The sequence below is a fragment of the Gordonia sp. SID5947 genome (assembly GCF_009862785.1).
GTDB lineage: Bacteria > Actinomycetota > Actinomycetes > Mycobacteriales > Mycobacteriaceae > Gordonia.
The window spans coordinates 682765-706515 of record NZ_WWHU01000001.1 but is presented as its reverse complement, the minus strand read 5'-3'; the positions used below and the strand labels follow the sequence as shown (position 1 = coordinate 706515).

Sequence of the window (23751 nt, the reverse complement as noted above, 5' to 3'; positions counted from 1 at the left end):
GTCCCAGCAGGCAGATCCGCCGGCCGCTCACGGTCCGTGTTGTCGGCTCGGTAACCCGAACCGACCACGATCAGCTGTCGGTGACGGCGCGGTAACCGTCTGCGTCCAGGGTCTCCGCCAGTGCCGCGTCGAGGGCGGCCTCGTCGGGCAGCGTGATCTCGACGAGCCAGCCCGAACCGTACGGATCGGAGTTCACCAGCTCGGGAGCGGACTCCAGTTCGGCGTTGACGGCTGACACCGTTCCGTCGAGCGGCCCATAGATGTCCGAGACGCTCTTGGTGGACTCCACTTCGGCGAAGGACTCTCCTTTCTCGACGGCGTCGTCGGCCGCGGGCAACTGGACGAACACGACGTCGCCGAGCGCATCCTGCGCGAAGTCGGTGATCCCCACCCGCACGCTCGTGGGGCCGGTCCGCTCCACCCATTCGTGTTCGGCCGTGTAGCGCAGGGCCGGCGGCACATTGGTCTCGGTCACTGTCGCACCTTTCTTGTCGGAGGCGACGAAAAACATCGAACTACTTCAAACGGAGGACACTAGGTCATCGCGCGCCGCGGTGTGGGCCAGGCTGCTGGATTGCGGCCGATGCGTCCGTCACCTCGTCCTGGGCATCCGGCGGACGACCAGCACCGTCTGATAGGCGTACAGCAGGAAAGACCACAGATAGAGCCCGACGCCCCAGACCATGAATGCCCAGCCGATCGGGTAGCAGATCGTCCCGACGACCGAGTCCAACTGCCCGGCGAGCAGCCACGGGAACGCACTCATCAACGCGAAGGTGGCCGCCTTTCCGATATAGAGCACCGGCAAGGCGACGAGGCCGCGTGATCTCAGCAGCGGCGCCGTCGCGAACAACGCGACGTCACGAGCGATGACGATCCCGATCAGCCACCACGGCAGGAACTCGCGGAGGCCGAACGCGATGGGAATGATCACGATGTACAGCCGGTCCGCTGCGGGATCGAGGAGCGCGCCGATCCGCGAGGACTGGTTGAGCCATCGGGCGAGTTTGCCGTCGGCCCAGTCCGAGAATCCGGAGAACATCAAGACGGCGAACGCCCAACCATCTGCCTTCTGGAACAGCAGCAACCACACGAACACCGGGATCAGCGCCAGTCGCAGCACGCTGAGCGCGTTGGGTACCGTCATCACCCGATCCGACCCGTCGCTCCGCTGGTCCGACGGTTCCACCGGATCGGGCTCGTCCGGCGCCTCCGAACGTTCGGCGGAGATCACCGGAAGATGCCGATGATGCCCTGGAGGGCTTTCGCTCCGCCCGACGAGAACAGGTTGTCGTGCACCATGTACGTCCACGTGGTGGTCGAACGATGCAGGTCCGCGGTACCGAGATCGACGCCCTCGTCGGTGATGGTCGCCTCCCGGAACGTCGTGCGCGCGTTCTCGACGGCCTCCCGCGGCAAGGTCGAGAAGGCGTCGAGGATCAGCTTGTGGAACTCGTCGAGCGGGCTCTCCTTACCCAGCGAGCGCAGATGGATGCTCGCGCGGACATCGGACACGAAGGCCAGGTGATCGGCCCATGCACGGTCCAGATGGAAGAGCATGATCTCGCGGGCCACCTGCGCAAGGACCTCTTTCCGCACGGGTTCGGTGACCGGTGCGGGCGTCCTCACGCCTTCGGTTGCCGACGCCGACGCAGCATCGGCGTCGGTCGAGTCGGCGGTTTCCGAGTCGGTCTCATCCGATTCGGCCGCGGCATCGGACGTCGCCGGCACAGCCGTCCCGGTCAGCTCCGCATACCGCGCGGGTTCTTCGGCGGCCAGTTCGTCGAGTGCCACGTCGCTGGTCAGGAGTTCCATCCGACGCTTGACGACGATGTCGCGCTGCTGGTTGACCAACGTGTTGTACCGCCACGTGTTGGCATGCAGCTCCAACATCACACCCTCGGCGATGCGCTGGGCCTGCTCGATCAGGTCGATGCCCTTGGCACCCATCGAGCCGTCCTCGGCCTGCGACACCGGATCACGTTTGAACGCGAGGTTCTTGGTCACCACCGGATCTTCGAGGCTGGAGAAGAAGACCGATCGGCCCGGATCTCCCTGGCGCCCCGCGCGGCCCGAAGCTGGTTGTCGAGTCGTTCGGTGTCGTGGCGCCCGGTGCCGACGACACACAGGCCGCCGAGCGCCACGATGTCGTCTCTCGCCGACTCGTCGTCGGCAGACCCGCCGAGCCGGATGTCGGTGCCGCGCCCGGCCATCTGCGTCGAGACCGTCACCGCGTCACGGGCGCCCGCCTCGGCGATGATCTTCGCCTCCTCCGCGTCGTTCTTGGCGTTCAGCACCACCGACGAGACGCCCGCCTTGTCGAGGAAGTACGCGAGCTCTTCGGATTCCGCGACGTCATGGGTGCCGACGAGGATCGGCTGTCCGGTCTCGTGGACCTCTTTGATGTACTCGACGATCGCCTCGACCTTGTTGGCCTTGGTGTCGTAGACACGGTCGGCCTCGTCGATGCGGATGTTCGGCGTGTTGGGCGGGATCTGCGACACCAGCAGGTCGTAGAACTGACGGAACTGCTCACCCGCGGCGAGCGCGGTGCCGGTCATCCCGCAGACCCTCGGATAGCGACCGATGAGCGCCTGAACGGTCATCGTGTCGATCACCTCGCCTGAATCCGTCTGGCTGAGTCCCTCTTTGATCTCCACCGCGGCCTGGACTCCGTCCGGCCAGCGCTGCAACTGCGCCACCCGTCCGCGCGAGGCGTTGATCAGGTGTACCCCGCCGTCGCGGACGATGTAGTGGATGTCGCGCTCGAGCAGGTACTGCGCGTGCATGGCGACGTTGACGTGGACGAGCGTGGTACCGACGTGGTCTTGGTCGTAGAGATTGATGCCGCCGAGTTCTTCCTCGACGAACGCCGCGCCGTCGTCGGTGAGGGTGACGTTGCGGCCCTCGGTGTCGATCTCATAATGCTTGTTCTTCATCCGGGCGACGACGTCGTGGATCGCCCGATCGGGGACCTGGGTCTCGGTGGAACCCGCAAGTACCAACGGCACCAATGCCTCGTCGACCAGAACCGAGTCGGCCTCGTCGATGATCGCGACGTCCGGTGTCGGCGAGACGAGATCGTCCTGCGACAGCGCCAGCTGATCGCGGAGCACGTCGAAGCCGACCTCGTTGACCGACCCATAGGTGACATCTGCGGCATACGCGGCCTTGCGTTCGGCGCGGTCCGAATTCTCCGACACCGACTTCGCGACGATGCCGAAGGCGGCGAACAACGGCCCCATCCACTCGGCGTCACGGGTGGCGAGGTAATCGTTGACCGAGATCACGTGGACGTGGTGTCCCTGCAGGACATGCCCGATCGCACCGATCGCACCTGCCAGGGTCTTGCCCTCACCGGTCGCCATCTCGACGATGTCGCCCTCGAGCAGACGCAGGGCACCCTGTAGCTGGACGTCGAACGGACGCATACCGAGCGTCCGGTCCGCGGCCTCTCGGACGAGCGCCAGGAATCGCGCACGATCGTCAGGGTTGGCGCCGATGTCGAGTTTCTCCGCCTCACCGGCGAACGCGTCGTCGTCGAGTCCATCAGCCCATGAGGTGTGTTTGTCCGCATCCTTGATCAACGCGACGGACTTCGACTGATTGCGTGACGACTGGGAGCCCAGAAGTCGCCACATGCTGTTCGTCAGCTTTCCCACCGAAACACTTCTCCTGACTCGCGCCTGTCGGGCATGCATGTGCACTGGTCGCGGCACCGTTCTCGCGGCACGGACGTCAGACTCCGGTCCTGCCTGAATCGACCACGATGCCCCGAGGTCGCCGTCCACGGTACGCGTCGCCGATCCTGCCACCGCGGCGAACCACCTGCGCTGTGCGCCCCTCTACCCCTACCCGAGACGTGTTCCACCCGTTGCGTCGCTCGGCTAGGTTTGGAACAAGGATCCCGTCCCAGGAGCAGTGGCCATGAATCCGATCGATCATCCCACCGAACGACGTGAGCCGAAGGCCGGAAAATGCGGTTCGGCGCGACCTCACCCCTCGGGTGCCCGGCCGACTCTGGTGGCGGTGCTCGCCACCGTGCTGCTGGCGGCCATGGTCTCGTTCCTCGGGATCGGTTCTGCGGTGGCAGCGCCTGCGCCCGCGCCGATGCCCCGCCCGCTCCCCGACACGCTGCCCGGCACGCTCGTCGGCAAGACGTATACGTCTGTGGCGGTGGTCGGCGGAGCCATCCCGGGTGGCGGACCGATGACCGTCCATTTCGAACGACCTGACCGGATCGCGCTGGGCGCCGGTTGCAACAGGCACCTCGGAACCGCGACCATCACCAGCGACCACGTGCGGATCAGCACACTCGTGTCGACGAGGATGGCCTGCACCGGGCCACGCGCGGGTGCCGATCGGTGGTTGACCACCTTCGCCTCGGTGCCCCTCACCTGGCGAGCCGTCGGTCCGGTGCTTGCCCTCACGAGCCCCCGGCAGACAGTTGTGCTCGTCGAACAGTCCGCCCTGCCACGGTGACCTCCCCGTCAGACGGGTCAGCTGCCCACGCCACCGACACGAAGGTAGCCATGCCATCGACCGCTCCAGCTGTGGTGACCGTGACCGGCGCCGCGGGACATATCGGTTACGCCGCCCTGTTCCGGATCGCCGCGGGCGCCATGCTCGGCCACCGGCAGCCGGTCCGGCTCCGTCTGCTCGAACTGCCCGCGTCGGTTCCGGCCGCGGTCGGTACCGCCATGGAACTCGACGATGGCGCCTTCGACCTGCTGACGTCGGTTGACATCTTCGACGATGCACGGGCCGCCTTCGACGGCGCTGATCACGCGTTGCTCATCGGCGCCCGGCCGCGCGGTAAAGGCATGGAACGTGCCGACCTCCTCCATGCCAACGCCGCGATCTTCGCCGAGCAGGGTGCGATTCTGAACGATGTTGCCGCCGAGGATCTCCGGGTTCTCGTCGTGGGAAATCCGGCCAACACGAACGCGGCCATCGCCGCTGCGCACGCCCCGGACATCCCCTCCGAGAGGTTCACCGCCCTCACCCGTCTCGACCACAACCGGGCACTGGCCCAGCTGTCGCATCACACCCGGTGCCCGGTCCGCGAGATCAGCCGGGTCTCGGTGTGGGGCAATCACTCGGCAACGCAGTATCCCGACATCTTCCATGCTCGCGTCGGTGATCGCAGCGGCGCCGAGATCGCCGACGATCGCACCTGGCTGGTCGAGGATTTCATCCCCACCGTTGCCAGACGTGGCACCGCGATCATCGAGACCCGGGGCGCCTCGTCGGCGGCGTCGGCCGCCAACGCCGCCATCGACCATGTCCACGACTGGGTGTTCGGGACGCCCGAGGGCGACTGGACGTCGGCAGCGCTCCCCTCGCCCGGCGTGTACGGCGTGCCATCGGGACTCGTCTGTTCGTTCCCCGTCAGATCCGTCGACGGCCGCTGGCAGATCGTCGACGGGCTCGACATCAACGAATTCTCGCGAACCCGCATCGACACATCGGTCGCCGAACTCGCCGACGAGATCGCCGCGGTCGGCGATCTCCTGCCCGCCTGAGTCCGACCGGCGTTGCGCCGGACAGCTCGTCCGTGGGGCGGTTGGTCTGCGGCACAACGACCACCGGACCACGGTTAAGCTCCTTCCATGGCGAAGAAGGCGAAAGACCGTGAACGTCCCCCAAAGATCTCCGGCGAGGTCTACGACGCCGAACTCTTCCGCCTGCAGACCGAACTGGTCAAGCTCCAGGAATGGGTTCGCAGCAGCGGTACCCGCGTCGTCGTGATCTTCGAGGGGCGCGACGCCGCGGGTAAGGGCGGCACCATCAAGCGGATCACCGAGTATCTCAGTCCCCGGGTGACCCGGGTGGCCGCGCTGCCGGCACCCACCGATCGCGAACGCGGCCAGTGGTACTACCAGCGGTATGTTGCGCATCTCCCGGCGCCGGGTGAGATCGTGTTGTTCGATCGTTCCTGGTACAACCGGGCCGGGGTGGAGAAGGTGATGGGATTCTGCACGCCTGCCGAACACACCAGATTCCTGCGCCAGACGCCGATCTTCGAGCAGATGTTGATCGACGACGGAATCCTCTTGCGCAAGTACTGGTTCTCGGTCTCCGACGACGAACAGCTCAAGCGATTCCGTTCCCGTCTGAACGACCCTGTCCGCCAATGGAAACTCAGTCCGATGGACCTCGAGGCAGTCTACCGCTGGGAGGATTACTCCCGGGCCAAGGACGAGATGATGGTCCACACCGACACCGCCATCAGCCCGTGGTACGTCGTCGAATCCGACGTCAAGAAGCACGCGCGTCTCAACATGATCTCGCATCTCCTGTCCACCATCGACTACGAGGACGTTCCGCGACCCACGGTCGAGCTCCCGAAGAAGGCCATCGACTCCGGCAATTACCGGCGTCCGCCCAGATCGCTGTCGAAATACGTGCCCGACCATGTCGCGACACTGATGGGCGGCGATCACTGAGGCACACAGATTCCGCCGCTGCGGCAGGTGGGTAACATTCCCCGGGTGCAGCTGCCCGGTCTTCCCTCGGCCCTCCGCGCCCGCTTCCACATCGGAGCCGACGACGAGAACGGTGCGGACGAGATCATCTATCTCGTCGCACCGTCCGGCCATCCCAACTACGGCGACGAGTTGATCGCACTCGCGTGGCTGGAGAACCTGGCCCGGACACGCCCGAATGCCGTGGTCGTGCTCGACTGTCACAGTCCGGGACAGACCTCTCTGCTGCTGCGGGGCGTCCATCCCGGGGCGGTCTTCGTCGACACGCTGTGGCAGTTGACGGCATACGCCTCCGACGTCACGCGGACCGAGGGACCCGATCCCGCGACTCCCTGGTCATGGGTGGCCAAGGCTGCCACCACATTCGGCCCCGCTCCCCGACTGGCCGAAGGTGTCGACATGTTCCGCCGGGCCTCGTCGGTCCATCTGCTCGGCGGAGGATACCTCAATAAGGTCTGGCCACAGCATGTCTCGTTACTCGCCGCCATCGCCGAACTCAGCCGGGTCACCGGCGCCCCGGCCCATGCTACCGGCCAGGGGCTCATCCCCCTGCTCGACGAGCCGGCATGGTCGGTGCTGACGGATTCGGCCAGGGAGTTCACGGTGTTCGACGTCCGCGACGAGGCATCGGCAGAAGCTCTGGCCGGTATCGCGTCCCGACGCCACACCGGCGACGATGCTTGGCTTGCGGTCGGCGAAGACGTCGGGATCGACGATGTCTCCCACGGGGATGACCCCCCGCGCTCACCTCGCCGGGCCGACGGCGTCACGCTGTGTCTGCAAGCCGATCTCACCGACGATTTCGTGGCGTTCGGGTCCACCGGCGTCGACGCGCTGACCCGCTTCGTCCGTGCCACCCTCGATTCGTGGCAGGTCCCTGCCGAGGCGATCACCGTGGTCGAGGGGATACCCGGTGGCGATCTGGAGGTCGCCACACGACTCGGCGACCGACTCGACGGCGCCACCACAGTGCCGTTCATCGATGTGTGGCGCAGAGGATTGACGGTCGGTCGGGGTGACGCATGGATCAGCACCAGATTCCACCCCCACCTGGTCGCGGCAGCGGCAGGCGACCCAGGTGTCGCGCTGGTCATCCGCCCGGACTACTACGCGACAAAGCACGAATCGCTGGCCGCCGCGGGCTCGCGCTGGACCGTGGTCACCGACGCGGAGACGATTCCCGACCGGCCGACGGCGGGCGGCTTCCCACCGGACGCGCGAGATCGGGCGGTCGCGTTGAAAAAAGCTCTGGCGCAGAGGATCTATCCGCACCGGGGTCGCCGGTCGGGAGATCTTCGCACTCGTCGGTAGTATGGTCCGACAATGTGGATCGGTTTTGCGGAGTTCGATTACCTCCTCGGTGATGTGCACTCACTGAAGCACAAGCGGTCGATCGTGCGACCCATCGTCGCCGAGATCCGCAGGCGATTCTCGGTGTCCGCGTCCGAGGTCGGACACCTCGACGCCCACCGTCGTGCGGTGATCGGGGTGGCCGTGGTGGCACCCGACCGTATGCACGTGATGGACGTCCTCGACGAGATCGAACGATGTGCCGCGAGTCGACCCGAGGTGGAGTTGCTGTCGGTGCGACGACGTGTCATCGCATCCACCGACGTCTGAGCGCCCGCACGTCAGTCGAACACACCGGCCGCCCGTGCGGCACGCGCATATGCCTGCGCCAGCGATGCGACGTTCTCGTGAGCGTTCAAACCGCTCGGGTTGGGTACCACCCACACCGCCGCCCCGTCCCACGTCTCGCCTTGCGGTCCCGCGACTGCACGCGGCACGCCGAACGCCGACCTGTATGCGGTGATCCCCGCGACGGCGACGACCGAGGGGGCCACCCTTCGCACCGTGGTACGTAGGCGCCGACCGCCGGCCCGCAGCTCGTCCGCAGACAGTTCGGCCGCGGTCGCCGTGGCACGATCCACCACGTTGGTGATCCCGATACCTCTGCGGCACAGCAGGTCTTGGTCGTCGTCGGACATCCCCGCCGACGCGTCGATCAGTCGGTCCACGATGCCGGCCCGATAGAGGGCCGGATAGAACCGGTTGCCGGGTCGTGCGAAATGTGCCCCGACCGCCGCCGTCCACAGTCCTGGATTGATACCGACGAACAGCATCCGGCAGTTCGTGCCGATCAGGTCGGGGACCGTCACTCCTCGACAGGCGAGCAACTCCTCGCGGGTGAATCCCATGCGTTCCGACTCCCCGACGATCAGAGGTCGGTCGCCGACCGGCCACCGGACCCGTGACAGCGTCTGCCGTCCCGGTCGGCGAGGGCCATTCGGCCGGAGCCGGCCATCCGCCGCTCGACGATCCAGGCCGGCTCGGACGATGGGGTGACCCACGGGATCGGGTCGATCGTGTCGACGATGATCATTTCCATGCAGACGGCCACTGCACCAGGCTAGTCCGGCTACCCGTCGATCAGGGACGGCATGCGCTCATCCGGTTTACACTCTCGCTGATGGCCCGGCTCACGTATTCGGTACTGGGCGGCCTCGGCGCGCAGATCGATTCCGAGACCGTCGAACTCGGCACGCGCAAGCAGCGCGCCGTGCTCGCGCAGCTGATCCTCGCCGACGGCCCGGTCAGCACCGATCGCCTCATCGACGGCCTCTGGGGGCGGCGCCCCCCGACCGCGCGGAAGTCTCGGTACAGGCCTACGTCTCCGGACTGCGCAAGGTGCTGGAGCCGAGCCGGAAACCCCGCACACCCTCGACGGTCCTGGTGACCCGCGGCCACGGATACGCCCTGGTGGCACAGGGCGACGACGTCGACATGCGGTACCTCGTCGGCCGGATCGCGCACGCGCACAGTCTCCACCGCCGGGCCGATTCCGCGGCGGCCGCCGAGACCCTGCGGGACGCACTCGCCCGGTACCGTCCCCTGCTGCCGGAATTCGAGGGACTGGCATTCCGGGACGAGGCGGCCGCCGACCTCGAACGTACGATCGCCGAGGCACAGGAATTCTCCTACGAGGTCCGTCTCGCACTCGGGGAGCACCGATCCCTGGTGACCGAACTCGAACAGGCGGTCCGACGCTCACCCCTCGACGAAGGTCTGTGGGTGTTGCTGGCCACCGCGCGATATCGGCTCGGCCGGCAGTCGGACGCCCTGGCCGCCCTAGCCGACGCGCGCCGCATCCTTGCCGACGAGGTCGGTGTGGACCCCGGTCCCCGGCTACGGGAGCTCGAACGCGACATCCTCGACCACGCGCCGGCACTGGACCCACCAGGAGATCCGGTCACACCGATACGGCCTGCGGCTCCGCTTCCGGCGCGAGAGCGCGGCACCGACCCCGTCGAGTCCCTGATCGGACGCACCGACGAACTGGCCGTACTCCATCGCGCCGTACTCGCTTCGCTGCACGGCCCGGGCGGGATCGTCGTGGTGGAGGGCGAACCGGGTGCCGGCAAGACGGCGCTGCTCGAGGCCGCTGCCCGACGGGCGATCGCGGCCGCCGACCTCACGGTGCTCTCGGGTCGCTGCATCGAGGACGCAGCGGCACCGTCGATGTGGCCATGGGTCCAGGTGCTCGGAGCCGTCCTCCCCGAACTCGACCGCGACCGCCGGGCGGAACTGCTCGACAGCGATCTCGGCCGAATGGTCACCCAGGGCGAGACGGTGATACCCCCGCCACGCGAAATGCCCGACGCGACAGCCAGATTCCGCTTCTACGATCAAGCCGCGGACCTGCTCGAGGGCGTTGCGCGGTCGCACCTGTTGATCATCGTCCTCGACGACCTCCAGTGGGCCGACGGAGCGTCGCTCGAACTCCTCACCCACATGGCCACCCGACGCGCGCCCGGCGTTACCTTCTTCGCATCGGTGCGCACGTCACCGAGGCGCAACGCGGTCACCAACTCGCTCGCCACGCTCGCGCGGCTCCCCGAACACCGCCGACTCGAGGTCGGGCCACTGTCCGCCGACGAGATCTCCGAGATGGTGCGCCGAGAGACCCGGGAATGGCCTGCCGCCGGCACCGTCGCCTCGATCGCGACGCGGACGGGCGGCAACGCCTTCTTCGTGCGTGAGCTGTCCCGGATTCTGGCCGATCGCGGCAGCATCGGCGACGGCGCGGTACCCGCGGGGGTTCGCGACGTCGTGCGGGAACGGATGCGGCCGCTGCCCGAGTCCACCACCACGATCCTCGATGCGGCCGCCGTGATCGGCCGTCGGGTGGACATCGCGGTTCTCGCCGCGGCCACGGACCGGACCGTGGACATGGCCCTGGACGCGCTCGATCCCGCCGTGGTCGCCGGCGTGGTCGACGTCGACCCTGCCGATCCGTTCGTCGTCACATTCGACCATGACCTGGTCCGCGAGACGATCCTCCACGACATCCCGGCGACCAGGGCCTATCGGCTGCACCTGTCGGTGGCCGACCACCTCGAGACGAGCGGGCAGACTGCCCGCCTGGCAAATCATCTGTGGGCGGCCGGCCCCCTCGCCGATCGGGTCCGGACCGCCCGTGCCATCCTCTCCGCCGCCCGAATCGCCTTGCGCAGCTTCAGCTTCGAAACCGCTGAACGGCAGTTGGCCGACGCCGCAGGTCTCGCTCGGGCGGCCGGTGACCAGCATCTGGAACTCGACGCCGTCACCGCCCTGCTCGCCACCCATGTCGCCCGCAACGGCTACTTCGCCGCGGATGCCGAGCTCCTCCGCCGCGCCCGCGAGCTCGGTGAGGCCTCGCGGGACGCGGCAATGCTCGCACATCTCGATTACGCACGATTCGCCGCGCAGTCGCAGCTCGCCGACACCCGGAAGGCCAGGCTCGTCGCGGACGACCTCCGGACACGGGCGCAGCGGTCCGATGATCCGGTCGTCCGCCACCTCGGTATGCAGGCCGCGGGGATCGACCTGTTCGACCGGGGGCACATCGGTGAATCGTTTCGGGTACTCGAGAACTTTCGCACCGATCGACTCGCGTGTCGATGGACTGCAGAGCGATCAGATGATGATCGCTCGTGGCTTCCGTGCGCTGGCCACCACACTGCATGTCGATCCCCACGCCGGACGCCTCGTTTTCGACGAGATCGAGACGGTTCCCGACGAACCGACCACGTATCTGGGGACCGCCATCTTCGCCATGACTGCTGCCGCCCTCGCCGGCGACATCGACTGGGCACGCGACGCGGGTGAGCGACTCGCCTCCGCTCCCGTCCACAGCGCGCTCGAGTATCTACGCAGTGGCGGTGAACGGCTGTATTGGTGGGCTCGCGTCCTCGGCGGAGACCCCGGCGCGATCGATCGCATCGACGAGCTCCCGCCGACGCCGCACACGCGACGGACGGGATCGGGGATGTGGTTCGCCCTCCATGCCGAGGCACTCGTCGCGGCGAGCCGTCTCGACGACGTCCCGGCACTGCTCGAGCACGCCGAGACCTTCGCCCAGACCACCGGGCAGCGGTATCCCGACGCACATCGACTCCTCGTGTGTGCCGAGTATCAGCACGCCGCCGACCACCCGGCCCCCGCGGTCCAGGACACCCTCAGGGAGGCGCGTCGGGTCGCCGCGACACAGGAGGCGACGACTCTGATCACCCGCATCGACGCGTTCGCCACCGACCACGGCTATCTCCCCGCACGTCGCTGACCTGGCACGTAACTCGCCGGGCGGCGGCCGTACGCGGAAATCCAAGCCGGTTCCAAGTGGCCTTCAAGCACCACCGGCGAGAGTTCTTCACATCCGGTACGCCGGACCCGACCACGCCGGTATTGCCGGCACACAGTGAGGAACCATCCATGACCATCCAGACAACCGTCTCTTCCCGGACCGACGATTCGGATCTGACCATTCGCCCCCGCGCCTCGGTGATCGCCGACCTCGCCGACCGGATCTCCGGTGCCGTCCACGGGCCCGGCGACCCGGCCTACGATGCAGCCAGGAGCGGCTTCAATCTGCTGGCGGACCACCGGCCCGCGGTGATTGCCGTGCCGGTCAACCGTTTCGACGTCGCCGAGGCCGTGCGGTTCGCGGCCGCAGAAGGACTTCGGGTCGCCATCCAGGCCACCGGCCACGGTCCGGGAGCGTCGGCCGACGGTGCGTTGCTGATCAACACCTCCGAGATGACCGAGGTCAGCATCGATCCCATCGGGAGGACGGCCACGGTCAGCGCCGGCGCCAAATGGGCTCCCGTCCTCGAACAGGCACAGCGCCACGGTCTGGCCCCGTTGCTCGGATCGACCACCGATGTCGGAGTGGTCGGTTACACACTCGGCGGCGGCTTCGGGTGGCTCGGACGCAAGTACGGACTGGCCTCCGACACCGTGCGATCATTCGATCTCGTGACGCCGGACGGGAATCCGCTCCGGGTCAGTGCCACCAGTCATCCAGACATCTTCTGGGCACTCAAGGGCGGCGGCGCCGGCAGCATCGGAGTGGTCACGGATGTGGTGATCGATCTGTATCCGGTCACCACGGTCTACGCCGGAAATCTGCTCTACCCCGCCGCGGACGCCCCGCAGATCATGCGCAGATTCGCGCAGTGGGCACCGGAACAGGCCGAGGACCTGACGTCGGCCGTCACCCTGATGAACTTCCCGCCCCTCGACATCGTGCCGGAACCGTTCCGCGGCAAGAGTTTCACCATGATTCGCGGATGCTGGGCAGGTGATCCGGCAATCGGCAAAGCCGTCATCGACGAATGGCGGGACTGGAAGACACCCGAGGTCGACATGTGGGACGAGATGCCGTTCGCCGCCGCGGACGCGATCAGCATGGATCCGACCGATCCGGTGCCCGCGATGGTGACCACCGAGTGGCTCGACGACCTGAGCGATGAGGCCGCCGACATCCTGACATCCCATGTGCATCCCGGGCAGGGTGCCGTTCCGCTCATCCTGTTCGCCGAGATCCGTCACGCAGGCGGCGCGGTGGCGCGCGGGGCGGCGGCATCGCCGAATGACCGCGGCCGCAACGGGACCTTCTTGCTGGAGATCGCCTCGATCGTGCCCGACCCGCAACTCGCACTTGCCGTCGAATCCGCCTTACGCCTGACCCGGGAGGCGTTGGCTCCGTTCGTGACCGGCGCGGCATACGTGAACTTCCTGGAGGGCGCGGAGAAGTCGGAACGTTCGGCGACCGCCTTCAGCGACGGGAACCGCCGCCGGCTGGCCGCGATCAAGGCGGCGCTCGACCCGGAGAACCGTTTCTGCCACGGTGTCGCCCTCGTCTGACGACCCTCCGTGTGGCTTGATGGTGATATGACGTCAATGCCTGCTCCGATTCCCGTGATCGTCGTCGATGCGGCGAATGTCGTCGGATCGGTCCCCGACGGGTGGTGGCGGGACCGGCGCGGAGCGACCGAACGGCTCCGCGACCGGCTGGCGGGGATCGGAGCCACCGGGATCGTCGACGTCGAGGGCCCGGTCGAGGTGGTGATGATCGTCGAAGGCCAGGCCCGGCAGGTGACGTCGTCGCCGACGGTCACCACGATCTCGGCAGCCGGCTCAGGTGACGACCGCATCGTCGAGTTCGTCGCCGACCACGCCGACCGGCGCCGGATCGTGGTGACGGCCGATCGGGAACTGCGTCGGCGGGTACAGTCGCTCGGCGCCGAAACCGTCGGACCGTCCGCACTCGCGTCCGGAGGAGCCCGCTAGGAAGCCGATCTCGTATCTCGCGCCGGGCCGTCAGCGGCTCGGAATCGCCTCAGGCGGTGCAACCCGGTCACCCGCATCCTGCCGGTGATCCTGACCTTTCCCGTCGAGCTGACCTTTCCCGTCACCCTGATCTTGCCCATGCGTCGCCGTCCCATCCGCCATCGGCCGGCCGGCATCGACCTCCGAGACCGACCGCTGCCGCCGAGAGTACGCACATCTCGACCCGGCCTACACCGAGAATCGCTCGGGTAGCATCGGGATCGAGGGGGCGCAGACGGGGGCCGACGGAGAGGACGACGATGGCTCGCTTCGCACTTCCGACTCTGAATGATCTGCATGCGTTGGGAACTGAACACGAGAACGCGATCAGTATCTACGCGCAGACCTCCCCGGCGCCGGATGAGCGGGAGACGAGTTATCTCAACGCGAAGAGCGCGTTCGACCGTGCGATCAGACATCTGCGCGACACCGGTATCCGGCACGGCACCGAACAGGCCCTGCGCGACCGATGGGAAACGGTGCGTACCGATGAAGCGTGGGCCCATCTGTCCCGATCACTGGCCGTCTTCGTGGCCGACGATCTGACCGAGATCTTCGTGCTGCCCAATCAGCTGGAGAACCAGCTGCAAGTGGGCACGTACTTCGACGTCGGGCAATTGGTCCGGCCCGTCACCACGCCCCAGTCGGCATATGCCCTCACGCTCTCCACCAACGGCTGGAACCTATGGGAGGCGACCCCGACGAGCGTGGCGACCGAGATGACAGTCGCGGCCGGTCACGGAGCTGACGCCGCCGACGCGACAAATCGCGCGACGATTCGCGACCGCGCGCATGTTCGGCGGCTGGTCGGCGACGAGGGAAAGAAAGCGCTCCTGGAGACCTATGCGAAACGCGTGGCCGAAGCCGTGCGCGACGAATTGGGCGCTGTCGACCGCAACGCCGAACGTCCTCTTTTCCTCTTCGCAACCGACCCCCTGCTGGATCTCTACCAGATCGCCGACCACACACGGCGCATCATCCCGGTCCACGGCAGTCCCGACGAGTTGCGCGCCGACGAGATCGACGGGGCGATCCGACGACAGCTCTCGACGATCAACTCCGAGTACAACAACGCGGTGGTGAACCGGATCGCCGACGGCACCGCCCGTGGGCTGGTGGCGACCGATCTGGCCGAGATCAGCCGTGCGACAACGGCCGGGGCGGTGGCGACGCTGGTCTACGACTTCACCGTCGATGTGACGGGCACGATCGACGACGCCACCGGTGACATCACACGCACCGACGGCGGCTACGACCTGCTGTCGCGTCTCGCCGTATCCGTCCTGGATCACGGCGGGCAGGCCATCGCCGTCCGCAGCGACGAGATCGACGCGAACATCTGGAACGGGGTTGCGGTGGCAGGTCTTCGGTTCCCGTTGTCGTGACATCGGTCTCGTCCGAGCGTCGATCGGCCATCTGAGAGGACTCGTTCATGGCAGCAACCGTGGCTGACAACATCATCGAATCGCTGAAGACATCGGGGATCAGCCGCGTCTACGGCATCCCGGGAGATTCACTCAACGGCTTCACCGACGCCCTGCGTCGCGACGGCACGATCGCCTGGAAGCATGTCCGCCACGAGGAGGGTGCGGCCTTCGCGGCGGCGGCCGAGGCCGCGTTGACCGGCGAGCTGGCGGTATGTGCGGGCAGTTGCGGCCCCGGCAATCTCCATCTCATCAACGGGCTGTTCGACGCACACCGCAGCCGGGTGCCGGTGCTCGCGATCGCGGCACACATCCCCGCGCCGGAGATCGGTAGCACGTACTTTCAGGAAACCCATCCCGAGCGTCTGTTCGTCGAGTGCAGCGCGTTCTGCGAGATGGTCAGCACCCCGGAGCAGCTGCCGCGCCTGCTCGACGTCGCACTGCGGACGGCCGTCGAGACCAGCGACGTCGCCGTGCTGGTGATCCCTGGTGAGATCTTCCTGTCCAAGGGCGCGAATCGCCGGACAGGAGCACCGATCCGTCGCGCCGACCGCGTCGTGACGCCGACCGACGACGGATTATCTGCTGCCGCAGACATTCTCAACAGGGCCGAAGCCGTCACCATCCTCGCCGGAGCCGGCGTCGCCGGTGCGCACGACGAGGTGGTGGAGCTGGCAGGTGCGCTGCAGGCGCCGATTGTCCACGCGCTGCGGGGCAAGGAGTTCATCGAATACGACAATCCGTACGACGTCGGTATGACGGGCCTGCTGGGGTTCTCTTCGGGTTACCGGGCCATCGAGAAGTGCGATGCGCTGCTGATGCTGGGCACCGATTTCCCATACCAGCAGTTCTATCCGTCGAAGGCCACCGTCATCCAGGTCGACATCCGCGGTGAACAGATCGGCCGGCGTACGCCGGTCGACCTCGGGCTGGTGGGCAGCGTCGCCGACACCGTCCCCCGGCTGGCACCGTTGATCGACCGAGACCGCAGCTCGGACCACCTCCGTTCCGCGCGTCGGCATTATGTGAAAGCTCGCGAAGGACTCGACGAGCTCGCCGACAACGACCGCAATCGGCGGCCGATCCATCCGCAGTATCTGGCCCGTCTGATCAGTGACCTGGCGAGCGACGACGCAGTGTTCATCCCCGACGTCGGATCGCCGGTGGTGTGGGCGGCCAGATACCTGAGGATGAACGGTCGGCGTCGACTCATCGGCTCCTTCTCTCATGGGAGCATGGCCAACGCGGTGTCGCAGGCGGTCGGCGCGCAGTGCGCCTGTCCGGGGCGGCAGGTGATCGCGTTGGCCGGCGACGGCGGGCTCGCGATGCTGTTCGGCGAGCTGCTCACCATCACACAAAACTCGTTGCCCGTGAAGATCGTGGTCTTCGACAACTCATCGCTCAACTTCGTCGAGGTGGAGATGAAGGCCGCCGGTTTCGTGAACTACGCGACACAGCTGGACAACCCGGACTTCGCCGAAGTCGCCTCCTCGGTGGGCATCTTCGGGCGGCGGGTGGAGCAGCCGGACGACCTCACGAGCGCGATCCGCGCATTCCTCGAACACGATGGTCCGGCCCTGCTGGATGTCGTCACCGCCCGGCAGGAACTGTCGATACCGCCGACGGTCACGGCCGCGCAGGCCAAGGGGTTCACCCTCTACGCGTTGCGCACCGTGATGTCCGGTCGCGGAGATGAACTCGTCGATCTGGCGGAGACCAACGTGTTCCGACGTCTGTTCGACTGACCACCGGCGGTCACGAGTTTCAGCGGTACGTCTGCACGAGCGGGCAGGTGAACGGATCACGCTCACCGAGGCCTGCCTGATTGAGATAGCGGACCACGATCGCGTAGGAAGCCACGAGTGATGTCTCCGTGTAGGTCACTCCGAGACGTGCACAGTGGGCCCGGACCAGTGGCTGCACCTTCACCAGGTTCGGCCGGGGCATGCTGGGGAAGAGATGGTGCTCGATCTGGTAGTTGAGGCCACCCATCATGAAATCCGTGAAGCGGCCACCCCGGATGTTGCGCGACATCAGTACCTGACGACGGAGGAAGTCCACCCGCATGTCCTTGGGCACCAACGGCATTCCCTTGTGGTTGGGCGCAAACGAGCCGCCGAGCAACAGTCCGAACAACGCCAGGTGGACGACGATGAACGCTGCCGCGATCGGCAACGGCATCAGCACCAACGGCAGGATCATCCCGAACAGCAACCGGCCCACGATCAAAGCGAGTTCCAAGACCCGATGCGCCACCGGCGCGCGCCCGAGGAGACCCTGAATGCTCGAGATGTGCAGGGCGACACCCTCGAGCGTCACCAACGGAAAGAAGAGCCAGCCCTGGTGGCGGGTGAACCAGCCGTAGAAACCATTTCGCTGGTCCGCATCGGCGGGAACAAAGGCGAGCGGCCAGGGTTCTATGTCGGGGTCGACGCCGATCTGATTGGGCGCCTTGTGATGTCGGTTGTGTTTGGCTCGCCACCAGTGCAGCGACAGACCGGCGAAGGCGCCCGCGACGATCCTAGCGGTCCACTCGTTGGCAGAGGCCGACGCGAACATCTGCCGGTGGGCGCCGTCATGGCCGAGGAAGCCGAACTGCGTACTGATCACCGCCAGCGCCGCCGCCAGTGCGAGCTGCCACCACGAATCCCCTAGCATCACCACACCCACCCACACCGCGACAAACGCGGCGATGGTGGCGGCGATCCGAACCACGTAATAGGTGCGACGCCGTTCGAGGAGTCCGGTGTCGCGAACCTCGGCCACGAGGTCCGAGTAGGAACTGACGAATCGGTTGCGGGGCAGGGTGGAACTGTTCGAGTTCGACACGAATGCGCCTCGTTGCTTTCTGCTCGGAGCCTTGGCGCCACGGAGGGTCGGTCCGTGAAGGGGCGCGCTACGGGACCACGACCAGCTAGAAGCAATGCATCACGTCGGCACCCCCAAGTGTGCCAGACAATCGGACCTCACGTCGTCGGCGAACTCGACGCCACCGGCCCAGCCCACGGCGTTGCGCGGCTCAGTCCGAGCGGGAGAACTCCGACGCTCGCGCCACCTGCTCGCGGGTGAGCGTGACCCCGGTGTACCGCTCGAACTGGCGCGCGGCCTGAAGTGCGATCACCTCGGCACCGCTGATGACGCGCTTGCCCGCGTCCCGCGCCGTTCGGATCAATGGCGTGTCCGCCGGAAATGCGACCACATCGAACACCACGTCGGCGGCCGCTATCTGCTCCCGGTCGAACGACAGCGAGTGCTCATCGGCACCATGCATTCCCAGCGGCGTCACATTCACCAGCACAGACGTGCCCGAGGCGGGTTCATCCGCCGTGTATGCGTAGCCGTATCTGTTCGCGAGCGCCGCACCAGCGGTCGCATTGCGGGCGATCACCGTGAGATCGTCGAAGCCCGCCCCGCGAAACGCTGCCACCACAGCCCTGGCCATGCCGCCGGAACCGCGGACCGCGACCGTGGCGTCGGAGTCGAGAGCGTGTTCGTCGACGAGCGTCGCCACCGCCTCGTAGTCGGTGTTCGACGCCGTGAGTCTGCCGCCGTCGTTGACGATGGTGTTGACCGATTCGATGGCCGCCGCGGATTCCTCCATGACGTCGACCAGGGGGATGACAGCCTCCTTGAAGGGCATCGACACCGAGCAGCCACGGATGCCGAGCGCCCGGACGCCCCGGATGGCGCCCTCGATGTCGTCGGTGGTGAACGCCTTGTAGATGAAGTCGAGACCCAGTTCGTCATAGAGGTAGTTGTGGAATCGCGTCCCGATGTTCGACGGGCGGCCGGCAAGTGAGATGCACACCGACATGTCCTTGTTCAGGATGGGCATGAAGCCCACAGTAATCCGGCGTTATGCTCTCACCCATGCCCGAGATGCGCAGTCGGCACCTGTCGGTCGTCATGCCGGTGTCGGCGAGCGAGGTCTATGCGTTTGCCGCCGACCCGGAGAACCTTCCCCACTGGGCAGCCGGCCTGGCCTCCGGAGTCCGCCGCAACGGCGACGAACTGGTCGTCGCATCACCGATGGGTGAGGTCGTCGTGCGGTTTGCCCCGCCGAATCAGTACGGAATCCTCGACCACGAGGTCACCCTCCCGGACGGCACCGTGGTCGCCAATCCGCTGCGGATCATCGACCATCCCGACGGTTCCGAGGCGGTGTTCACGATTCGGCAGCGTGATCTCACCGATGCCCAGTTCGAGAACGACTGTGCCGCCGTCGAACGGGATCTCGCCGCCCTCCGTGCGGCCGTCACCGACAGAGTGTGATCTCCGGGTCGGTTCGCGAGGCGATATTCGATCGTGACCAGCTCGTGCCTCGCTTTTGAGTCACATACGCCACAATTGCCTCATTGGTCACAACTGTGACCCAGTGCCAGTTCTGGAGGTAAAAGTGCGGCGACGCGTCACGCAAGGCTTTCGGATTGCGCTCGTCGGCGCCCTGGCCGCCTCTGCCTCGGTGCTGGCGATGACACACGGCGCCGGTCCCGCGGACGCCGCACCGTGTGGGAACGGCGGATTCGGCTCCAGCCTCCTCGACACCGGCTCTCTCGGTTCGAGCGGTTCCCTGGGGTCGAGCGGTTCCCTGGGATCGAGTGGGTCCAGCGGGTCTTCGGGGAGTTCGGACATCCCCAACATCGGCCCGCAGGGACCGCTGGTCCCATTCGTCGGGGCCAACACCCGCACGATCGGATGGGTCACCGGCCCCCTCAGCAGCAATCGGACCTTCAGTCGCTTCGGCATCAGTGGCACCGATCTCGGCATCAGTTGGGACAACGGGCGCGGCCAGACGCTGATGGCATTCGGTGACACCTTCGGCAACTGCAACGCCTCCGGCCAGCAGTGGCGTCACAACGTGCTCCTGCGTACCGATGACAACCGCCTGACCGACGGAATCCGCGTCCCCGACGGGGTCGCGGGCGATGTGACCTCAGGATCTGTCATCGCACCCGGTCAACCGAATTTCGCGCAGCAACTCATTCCGGCGTTGGGCGTGGGCAACGTCGAGGTCACCACCATCCCCACCGCCGCGATCGCATTGCCGCGCGCAGGCGGGTTCCGCCAGTACATCAACTACATGTCGGTGCGCTCCTGGGGAACTGCGGGCAACTGGGTCACGAACTTCTCCGCGGTCGCCTACTCAGACGACAACGGGCAGACCTGGACCACCGATCAGAGCACCATCCTGGTCAATGCACCGGTCTCGCTCGCGTTACCCGGGAACCTCGCACCCGTGGAGTACAACAACGGCAAGTTCCAGCAGGGCGCCTACGTCCGAGGCAGGCCGGACTCGACCGATGAGAACGGGTACGTCTATCAGTTCGGCACGCCCAACGGCAGGTTCGGTGCCGCCTTCCTCGCCAGGTTCGCACCGGCCGACATCCTCTCCCTCGACCGCTACCAGTATTGGGCCGGTCCCGAACGCAAGTGGGTGGACGACATCGCCCAGATCCCCGACGACGGGTCGGCGATCGTGGTGCCGGCGCCTGTGACCGAACTGTCGGTGGCCTGGAGTCCCTACCTCGACAAGTACGTGATGCTCGACGGCGACAACGCGATTCGCCTCCGCACAGCCGACCACCCCGAGGGCCCGTGGAGTGCGCCGCGCACCCTCGTCCCATCAGGCGCCGTCGTTTTGTACGGCCCGATGATGCTGCCCGACTCCCCGCATTACAGGGCACTTCGCCGGATCTGTACTTCAACGCATCGCGATGGAGTGACTACAACGTGATGCTGCTGAAGACGAATCTCAGCCGGGTGTCAGGCGCGCGCCCCTGACACCCGGGCGGTTCGTCAGCGACCGAATCCTGCGTCCCGCAGCGCCTGCGCCATGGATCCGCTCGGTTGGGCTCGTTGTCCACGGCCGGAATTGTCACGGCGACCGTTCTTCTGCGCCCGGTTTCCGCGCTGACCGGCCTCTTGTCCGCGGTTCGGCTTCCGCTCGCCTCCCCCGACTTGGCCTGCTGGGCGCGACCGCTTCCTCCGCGGGGCTCATCGTCGAGCCGCAGGCTCAGGCCGATGCGCTGCCGATCCACGTCGACCTCGATGACCTTGACCCGCACCACTTGTCCGGAGCGGACCACCTCGTGCGGATCCGACACGAACCGGTCCGACATCGCCGAGACGTGGACGAGTCCGTCCTGGTGGACACCGACGTCGACGAAGGCCCCGAATGCCGCGACGTTGGTGACGACGCCTTCGAGCACCATCCCCGGTTCGAGGTGCGCGACCTTCTCCACACCTGCGGCGAAGGTCGCGGTGGCGAATGCGGGTCGCGGATCACGACCCGGCTTCTCGAGTTCCGCGAGAATGTCCGTCACGGTCGGGATGCCGAAGCGCTCGTCGGCGAAATCGTCCGGACGCAGACCCCGCAACGCACGCTCGTCGCCGATCAGTTCGGCGATCGCGAGGCCCGAGCGATCGAGGATGCGCCGGACCACGGGATACGCCTCCGGATGGACACCGGATGAATCCAACGGATCGTCACCGTCGCGGATCCGGAGGAACCCGGCACACTGTTCGAATGCCTTGGGGCCCAGGCGCGGTACATCCAGCAATCCCGCACGACTGCGGAACGGACCGATGTTGTCGCGGTGCGCCACGATGGCCGCGGCCAGCGTCGGGGTGACACCCGATACCCGGGACAGCAACGGCACCGAAGCTGTGTTCAGGTCGACGCCCACCGCATTCACCGCATCTTCCACCACGGCGTCGAGGCTGCGCGCCAGGGTGCCCGGTGTGACGTCGTGCTGATACTGGCCCACCCCGATGGACTTCGGATCGATCTTCACCAACTCGGCCAGCGGATCCTGCAGACGACGTGCGATGGACACGGCGCCACGCAGTGACACGTCGAGTTGAGGTAGCTCGTGCGACGCATACTCCGACGCCGAGTAGACCGACGCACCTGCCTCGCTGACGATCGCCTTGGCCGGGGCCCGCGCACCGGCTTTTCGGATGTCGTCGATGACTTCGATTGCCAGCGCGTCTGTTTCGCGCGACGCGGTGCCGTTGCCGATCGCCACGAGCTCGACATCGTGCCGCGCGATCAGAGCGGCGAGAGCGGCTTTGGACTGATCCCATTGTTTCTGCGGCTGATGTGGGTAGATGGCGCAGGTGTCGAGCACCTTGCCTGTGCCGTCGACCACGGCGACCTTGACCCCGGTGCGGAAGCCGGGATCAAGACCGAGTGTCGGCCGCGTGCCCGCCGGGGCGGCCAGCAGCAGATCTTTCAGGTTGGTGGCGAAGACCGTGACGGCGTCGGCCTCGGCGCGCTGCCGCAACCTGACCCGTGCCTCGATCGACGCCGACACCATCAGCTTGGTGCGCCACGCCCATCGGGCGGTGGCCACCAGCCACGGGGTCGCCGGACCGGGATCAGATGCGTCGATCCCCAGCGTGGCTGCCACCATGGCCTCGTAGGCGCCGTCCTCACCACCGTCGAGGGCCAGCGTCAACGCATCTTCTTTCTCGCCCCGCAAGACAGCCAGCACGCGGTGCGAAGGCATCGATTCCAGCGGCTCGGCGAAGTCGAAGTAGTCCCGGAACTTCTGAGCGGCAGGCGAAGTCGCAGCCGACTCGGAGCGTGCCGAAGTACGCACCGAACCGTCGGACCAGAACCGCTCACGGACCGCGCCGACGAGTTCGGCGTCTTCGGATACGCGCTCCACCAAGATCTGACGCGCGCCGTCGAGCGCAGCTGCCGGATCCGCGACACCGTCTGTCACGAACTCCGCTGCCACTTCCTCTGGGTTGATCGAAGGATCGGCCAGGAGTCGATCGGCGAGGGGTTCGAGTCCTGCCTCGCGCGCGATCTGTGCCTTCGTCCGGCGCTTCGGCTTGTAGGGCAGATAGATGTCCTCCACGCGGGCCTTGGTCTCGGCGCTGCGCAGCGCCGATCGGAGGTCGTCGGTCAGCTTGCCCTGTTCATCGATCGACGCGAGGACGGCGTCTCGTCGCTCGTCGAGTTCTCGCAGGTAGCGGAGTCGTTCGTCGAGCGTCCGCAACTGGGCGTCGTCGAGGCTACCGGTGACCTCCTTGCGATAGCGGGCGATGAACGGGACCGTCGAGCCGTCGTCGAGCAGCCGCACAGCGGCGGCGACCTGGCCCTCCCCGACCGACAATTCCTCGGCGAGGCGTGTGTTCACGGACTTCACAGCTGAGCTCGGATTCACTCGCAGGACCCT

General features: G+C 66.8%; 19 protein-coding genes and 3 pseudogenes. 14 read left to right on the top strand and 8 right to left on the bottom strand.

Translation table 11 applies throughout. From position 1 onward, the window contains the following. Positions 1–70: 70 nt before the first annotated feature. From gcvH to secA2, 3 genes and pseudogenes are all read right to left on the bottom strand, one after another. Positions 71–475, bottom strand: a complete 405-nt coding sequence (gcvH, locus tag GTV32_RS03290; protein ID WP_161058921.1) for a glycine cleavage system protein GcvH — start codon at positions 473–475, stop codon at positions 71–73. A 117-nt stretch (positions 476–592) separates the two neighbouring features. Continuing rightward, positions 593–1147: a CDP-alcohol phosphatidyltransferase family protein gene (locus GTV32_RS03285; RefSeq protein WP_161058920.1), complete on the bottom strand. Its 555-nt coding sequence runs from the start codon at positions 1145–1147 to the stop codon at positions 593–595. Between the two features lie 83 nt (positions 1148–1230). After that, positions 1231–3662 (bottom strand): annotated as a pseudogene (secA2, locus tag GTV32_RS03280) (accessory Sec system translocase SecA2). A 265-nt stretch (positions 3663–3927) separates the two neighbouring features. On the opposite strand from secA2, the gene GTV32_RS03275 reads away from it, so the two are divergent. From GTV32_RS03275 to GTV32_RS03255, 5 genes are all read left to right on the top strand, one after another. Next, positions 3928–4482: an META domain-containing protein gene (locus GTV32_RS03275; protein ID WP_237421474.1), complete on the top strand. Its 555-nt coding sequence runs from the start codon at positions 3928–3930 to the stop codon at positions 4480–4482. A gap of 50 nt (positions 4483–4532) precedes the next feature. Next, on the top strand, positions 4533–5525 hold the full coding sequence (locus GTV32_RS03270; protein WP_161058919.1) for a malate dehydrogenase: 993 nt from the start codon (positions 4533–4535) through the stop codon (positions 5523–5525). An 87-nt stretch (positions 5526–5612) separates the two neighbouring features. Beyond that, positions 5613–6449 (top strand): polyphosphate kinase 2, encoded by an 837-nt coding sequence (gene ppk2 / locus GTV32_RS03265; RefSeq protein ID WP_161058918.1) that lies wholly within the window; start codon positions 5613–5615, stop codon positions 6447–6449. 45 nt (positions 6450–6494) lie between these two features. Further along, complete coding sequence (locus GTV32_RS03260) at positions 6495–7799, top strand: polysaccharide pyruvyl transferase family protein (protein WP_343287195.1); 1305 nt, start codon at positions 6495–6497, stop codon at positions 7797–7799. Positions 7800–7811: 12 nt separating this feature from the next. Then, positions 7812–8108: a DUF503 domain-containing protein gene (locus tag GTV32_RS03255; protein WP_161058917.1), complete on the top strand. Its 297-nt coding sequence runs from the start codon at positions 7812–7814 to the stop codon at positions 8106–8108. 11 nt (positions 8109–8119) lie between these two features. Here GTV32_RS03255 and GTV32_RS03250 read toward each other — a convergent pair whose 3' ends face one another. Both GTV32_RS03250 and GTV32_RS03245 read right to left on the bottom strand, forming a co-directional pair. Beyond that, a complete protein-coding gene (locus GTV32_RS03250; protein WP_161058916.1) occupies positions 8120–8686 on the bottom strand; it encodes a mismatch-specific DNA-glycosylase in 567 nt (188 codons plus the stop codon). 20 nt (positions 8687–8706) lie between these two features. Continuing rightward, positions 8707–8889 (bottom strand): hypothetical protein, encoded by a 183-nt coding sequence (locus tag GTV32_RS03245; RefSeq protein WP_161058915.1) that lies wholly within the window; start codon positions 8887–8889, stop codon positions 8707–8709. A gap of 69 nt (positions 8890–8958) precedes the next feature. On the opposite strand from GTV32_RS03245, the gene GTV32_RS23300 reads away from it, so the two are divergent. From GTV32_RS23300 to poxB, 7 genes are all read left to right on the top strand, one after another. Next, complete coding sequence (locus tag GTV32_RS23300; protein WP_237421473.1) at positions 8959–9225, top strand: hypothetical protein; 267 nt, start codon at positions 8959–8961, stop codon at positions 9223–9225. Beyond that, positions 9222–11636 carry a BTAD domain-containing putative transcriptional regulator gene (locus tag GTV32_RS03240; RefSeq protein WP_343287194.1) on the top strand — a complete coding sequence of 805 codons (2415 nt, stop codon included), beginning with the start codon at positions 9222–9224 and terminating at the stop codon, positions 11634–11636. The genes GTV32_RS23300 and GTV32_RS03240 overlap by 4 nt, the downstream gene beginning before the upstream one ends. Next, positions 11584–12090, top strand: coding sequence for a hypothetical protein (locus GTV32_RS23295; RefSeq protein ID WP_237421472.1), 507 nt, complete (start codon positions 11584–11586; stop codon positions 12088–12090). Before GTV32_RS03240 ends, GTV32_RS23295 begins: the two co-directional genes overlap by 53 nt. A 149-nt stretch (positions 12091–12239) precedes the next feature. Beyond that, positions 12240–13673, top strand: a complete 1434-nt coding sequence (locus tag GTV32_RS03235; protein ID WP_161058914.1) for an FAD-binding oxidoreductase — start codon at positions 12240–12242, stop codon at positions 13671–13673. A gap of 27 nt (positions 13674–13700) precedes the next feature. Beyond that, positions 13701–14099 carry a hypothetical protein gene (locus GTV32_RS03230; protein WP_202421585.1) on the top strand — a complete coding sequence of 133 codons (399 nt, stop codon included), beginning with the start codon at positions 13701–13703 and terminating at the stop codon, positions 14097–14099. A gap of 299 nt (positions 14100–14398) precedes the next feature. Next, positions 14399–15523 (top strand): hypothetical protein, encoded by a 1125-nt coding sequence (locus GTV32_RS03225; RefSeq protein ID WP_161058912.1) that lies wholly within the window; start codon positions 14399–14401, stop codon positions 15521–15523. A 47-nt stretch (positions 15524–15570) separates the two neighbouring features. Beyond that, positions 15571–17307 carry a ubiquinone-dependent pyruvate dehydrogenase gene (gene poxB / locus GTV32_RS03220; RefSeq protein ID WP_161058911.1) on the top strand — a complete coding sequence of 579 codons (1737 nt, stop codon included), beginning with the start codon at positions 15571–15573 and terminating at the stop codon, positions 17305–17307. A gap of 19 nt (positions 17308–17326) precedes the next feature. Here the strand turns inward: poxB and GTV32_RS03215 are convergent, their stop codons facing one another. Both GTV32_RS03215 and GTV32_RS03210 read right to left on the bottom strand, forming a co-directional pair. Further along, positions 17327–18391: an acyl-CoA desaturase gene (locus GTV32_RS03215; protein WP_161058910.1), complete on the bottom strand. Its 1065-nt coding sequence runs from the start codon at positions 18389–18391 to the stop codon at positions 17327–17329. Between the two features lie 190 nt (positions 18392–18581). After that, complete coding sequence (locus GTV32_RS03210) at positions 18582–19397, bottom strand: shikimate 5-dehydrogenase (protein ID WP_161058909.1); 816 nt, start codon at positions 19395–19397, stop codon at positions 18582–18584. A 35-nt stretch (positions 19398–19432) separates the two neighbouring features. On the opposite strand from GTV32_RS03210, the gene GTV32_RS03205 reads away from it, so the two are divergent. Both GTV32_RS03205 and GTV32_RS03200 read left to right on the top strand, forming a co-directional pair. Continuing rightward, a complete protein-coding gene (locus tag GTV32_RS03205) occupies positions 19433–19834 on the top strand; it encodes an SRPBCC family protein (protein ID WP_161058908.1) in 402 nt (133 codons plus the stop codon). A 124-nt stretch (positions 19835–19958) separates the two neighbouring features. Beyond that, a pseudogene (locus GTV32_RS03200) lies at positions 19959–21343 on the top strand (DUF4185 domain-containing protein). 15 nt (positions 21344–21358) lie between these two features. Here GTV32_RS03200 and GTV32_RS03195 read toward each other — a convergent pair. Further along, a pseudogene (locus tag GTV32_RS03195) lies at positions 21359–23739 on the bottom strand (Tex family protein). Positions 23740–23751 lie beyond the last annotated feature (12 nt).

Bases quoted from the DNA above. Each gene is read 5' to 3' on its own strand.
- GTV32_RS03285 (WP_161058920.1), bottom strand. From the start codon at position 1,147: ATGACGGTACCCAACGCGCTCAGCGTGCTGCGACTGGCGCTGATCCCG.
- GTV32_RS03275 (WP_237421474.1), top strand. From the start codon at position 3,928: ATGAATCCGATCGATCATCCCACCGAACGACGTGAGCCGAAGGCCGGA.
- GTV32_RS03270 (WP_161058919.1), top strand. From the start codon at position 4,533: ATGCCATCGACCGCTCCAGCTGTGGTGACCGTGACCGGCGCCGCGGGA.
- ppk2 (WP_161058918.1), top strand. From the start codon at position 5,613: ATGGCGAAGAAGGCGAAAGACCGTGAACGTCCCCCAAAGATCTCCGGC.
- GTV32_RS03255 (WP_161058917.1), top strand. From the start codon at position 7,812: ATGTGGATCGGTTTTGCGGAGTTCGATTACCTCCTCGGTGATGTGCAC.
- GTV32_RS03250 (WP_161058916.1), bottom strand. From the start codon at position 8,686: ATGGGATTCACCCGCGAGGAGTTGCTCGCCTGTCGAGGAGTGACGGTC.
- GTV32_RS23300 (WP_237421473.1), top strand. From the start codon at position 8,959: ATGGCCCGGCTCACGTATTCGGTACTGGGCGGCCTCGGCGCGCAGATC.
- GTV32_RS23295 (WP_237421472.1), top strand. From the start codon at position 11,584: ATGACTGCTGCCGCCCTCGCCGGCGACATCGACTGGGCACGCGACGCG.
- GTV32_RS03235 (WP_161058914.1), top strand. From the start codon at position 12,240: ATGACCATCCAGACAACCGTCTCTTCCCGGACCGACGATTCGGATCTG.
- GTV32_RS03230 (WP_202421585.1), top strand. From the start codon at position 13,701: ATGACGTCAATGCCTGCTCCGATTCCCGTGATCGTCGTCGATGCGGCG.
- GTV32_RS03225 (WP_161058912.1), top strand. From the start codon at position 14,399: ATGGCTCGCTTCGCACTTCCGACTCTGAATGATCTGCATGCGTTGGGA.
- poxB (WP_161058911.1), top strand. From the start codon at position 15,571: ATGGCAGCAACCGTGGCTGACAACATCATCGAATCGCTGAAGACATCG.
- GTV32_RS03210 (WP_161058909.1), bottom strand. From the start codon at position 19,397: ATGCCCATCCTGAACAAGGACATGTCGGTGTGCATCTCACTTGCCGGC.
- GTV32_RS03205 (WP_161058908.1), top strand. From the start codon at position 19,433: ATGCCCGAGATGCGCAGTCGGCACCTGTCGGTCGTCATGCCGGTGTCG.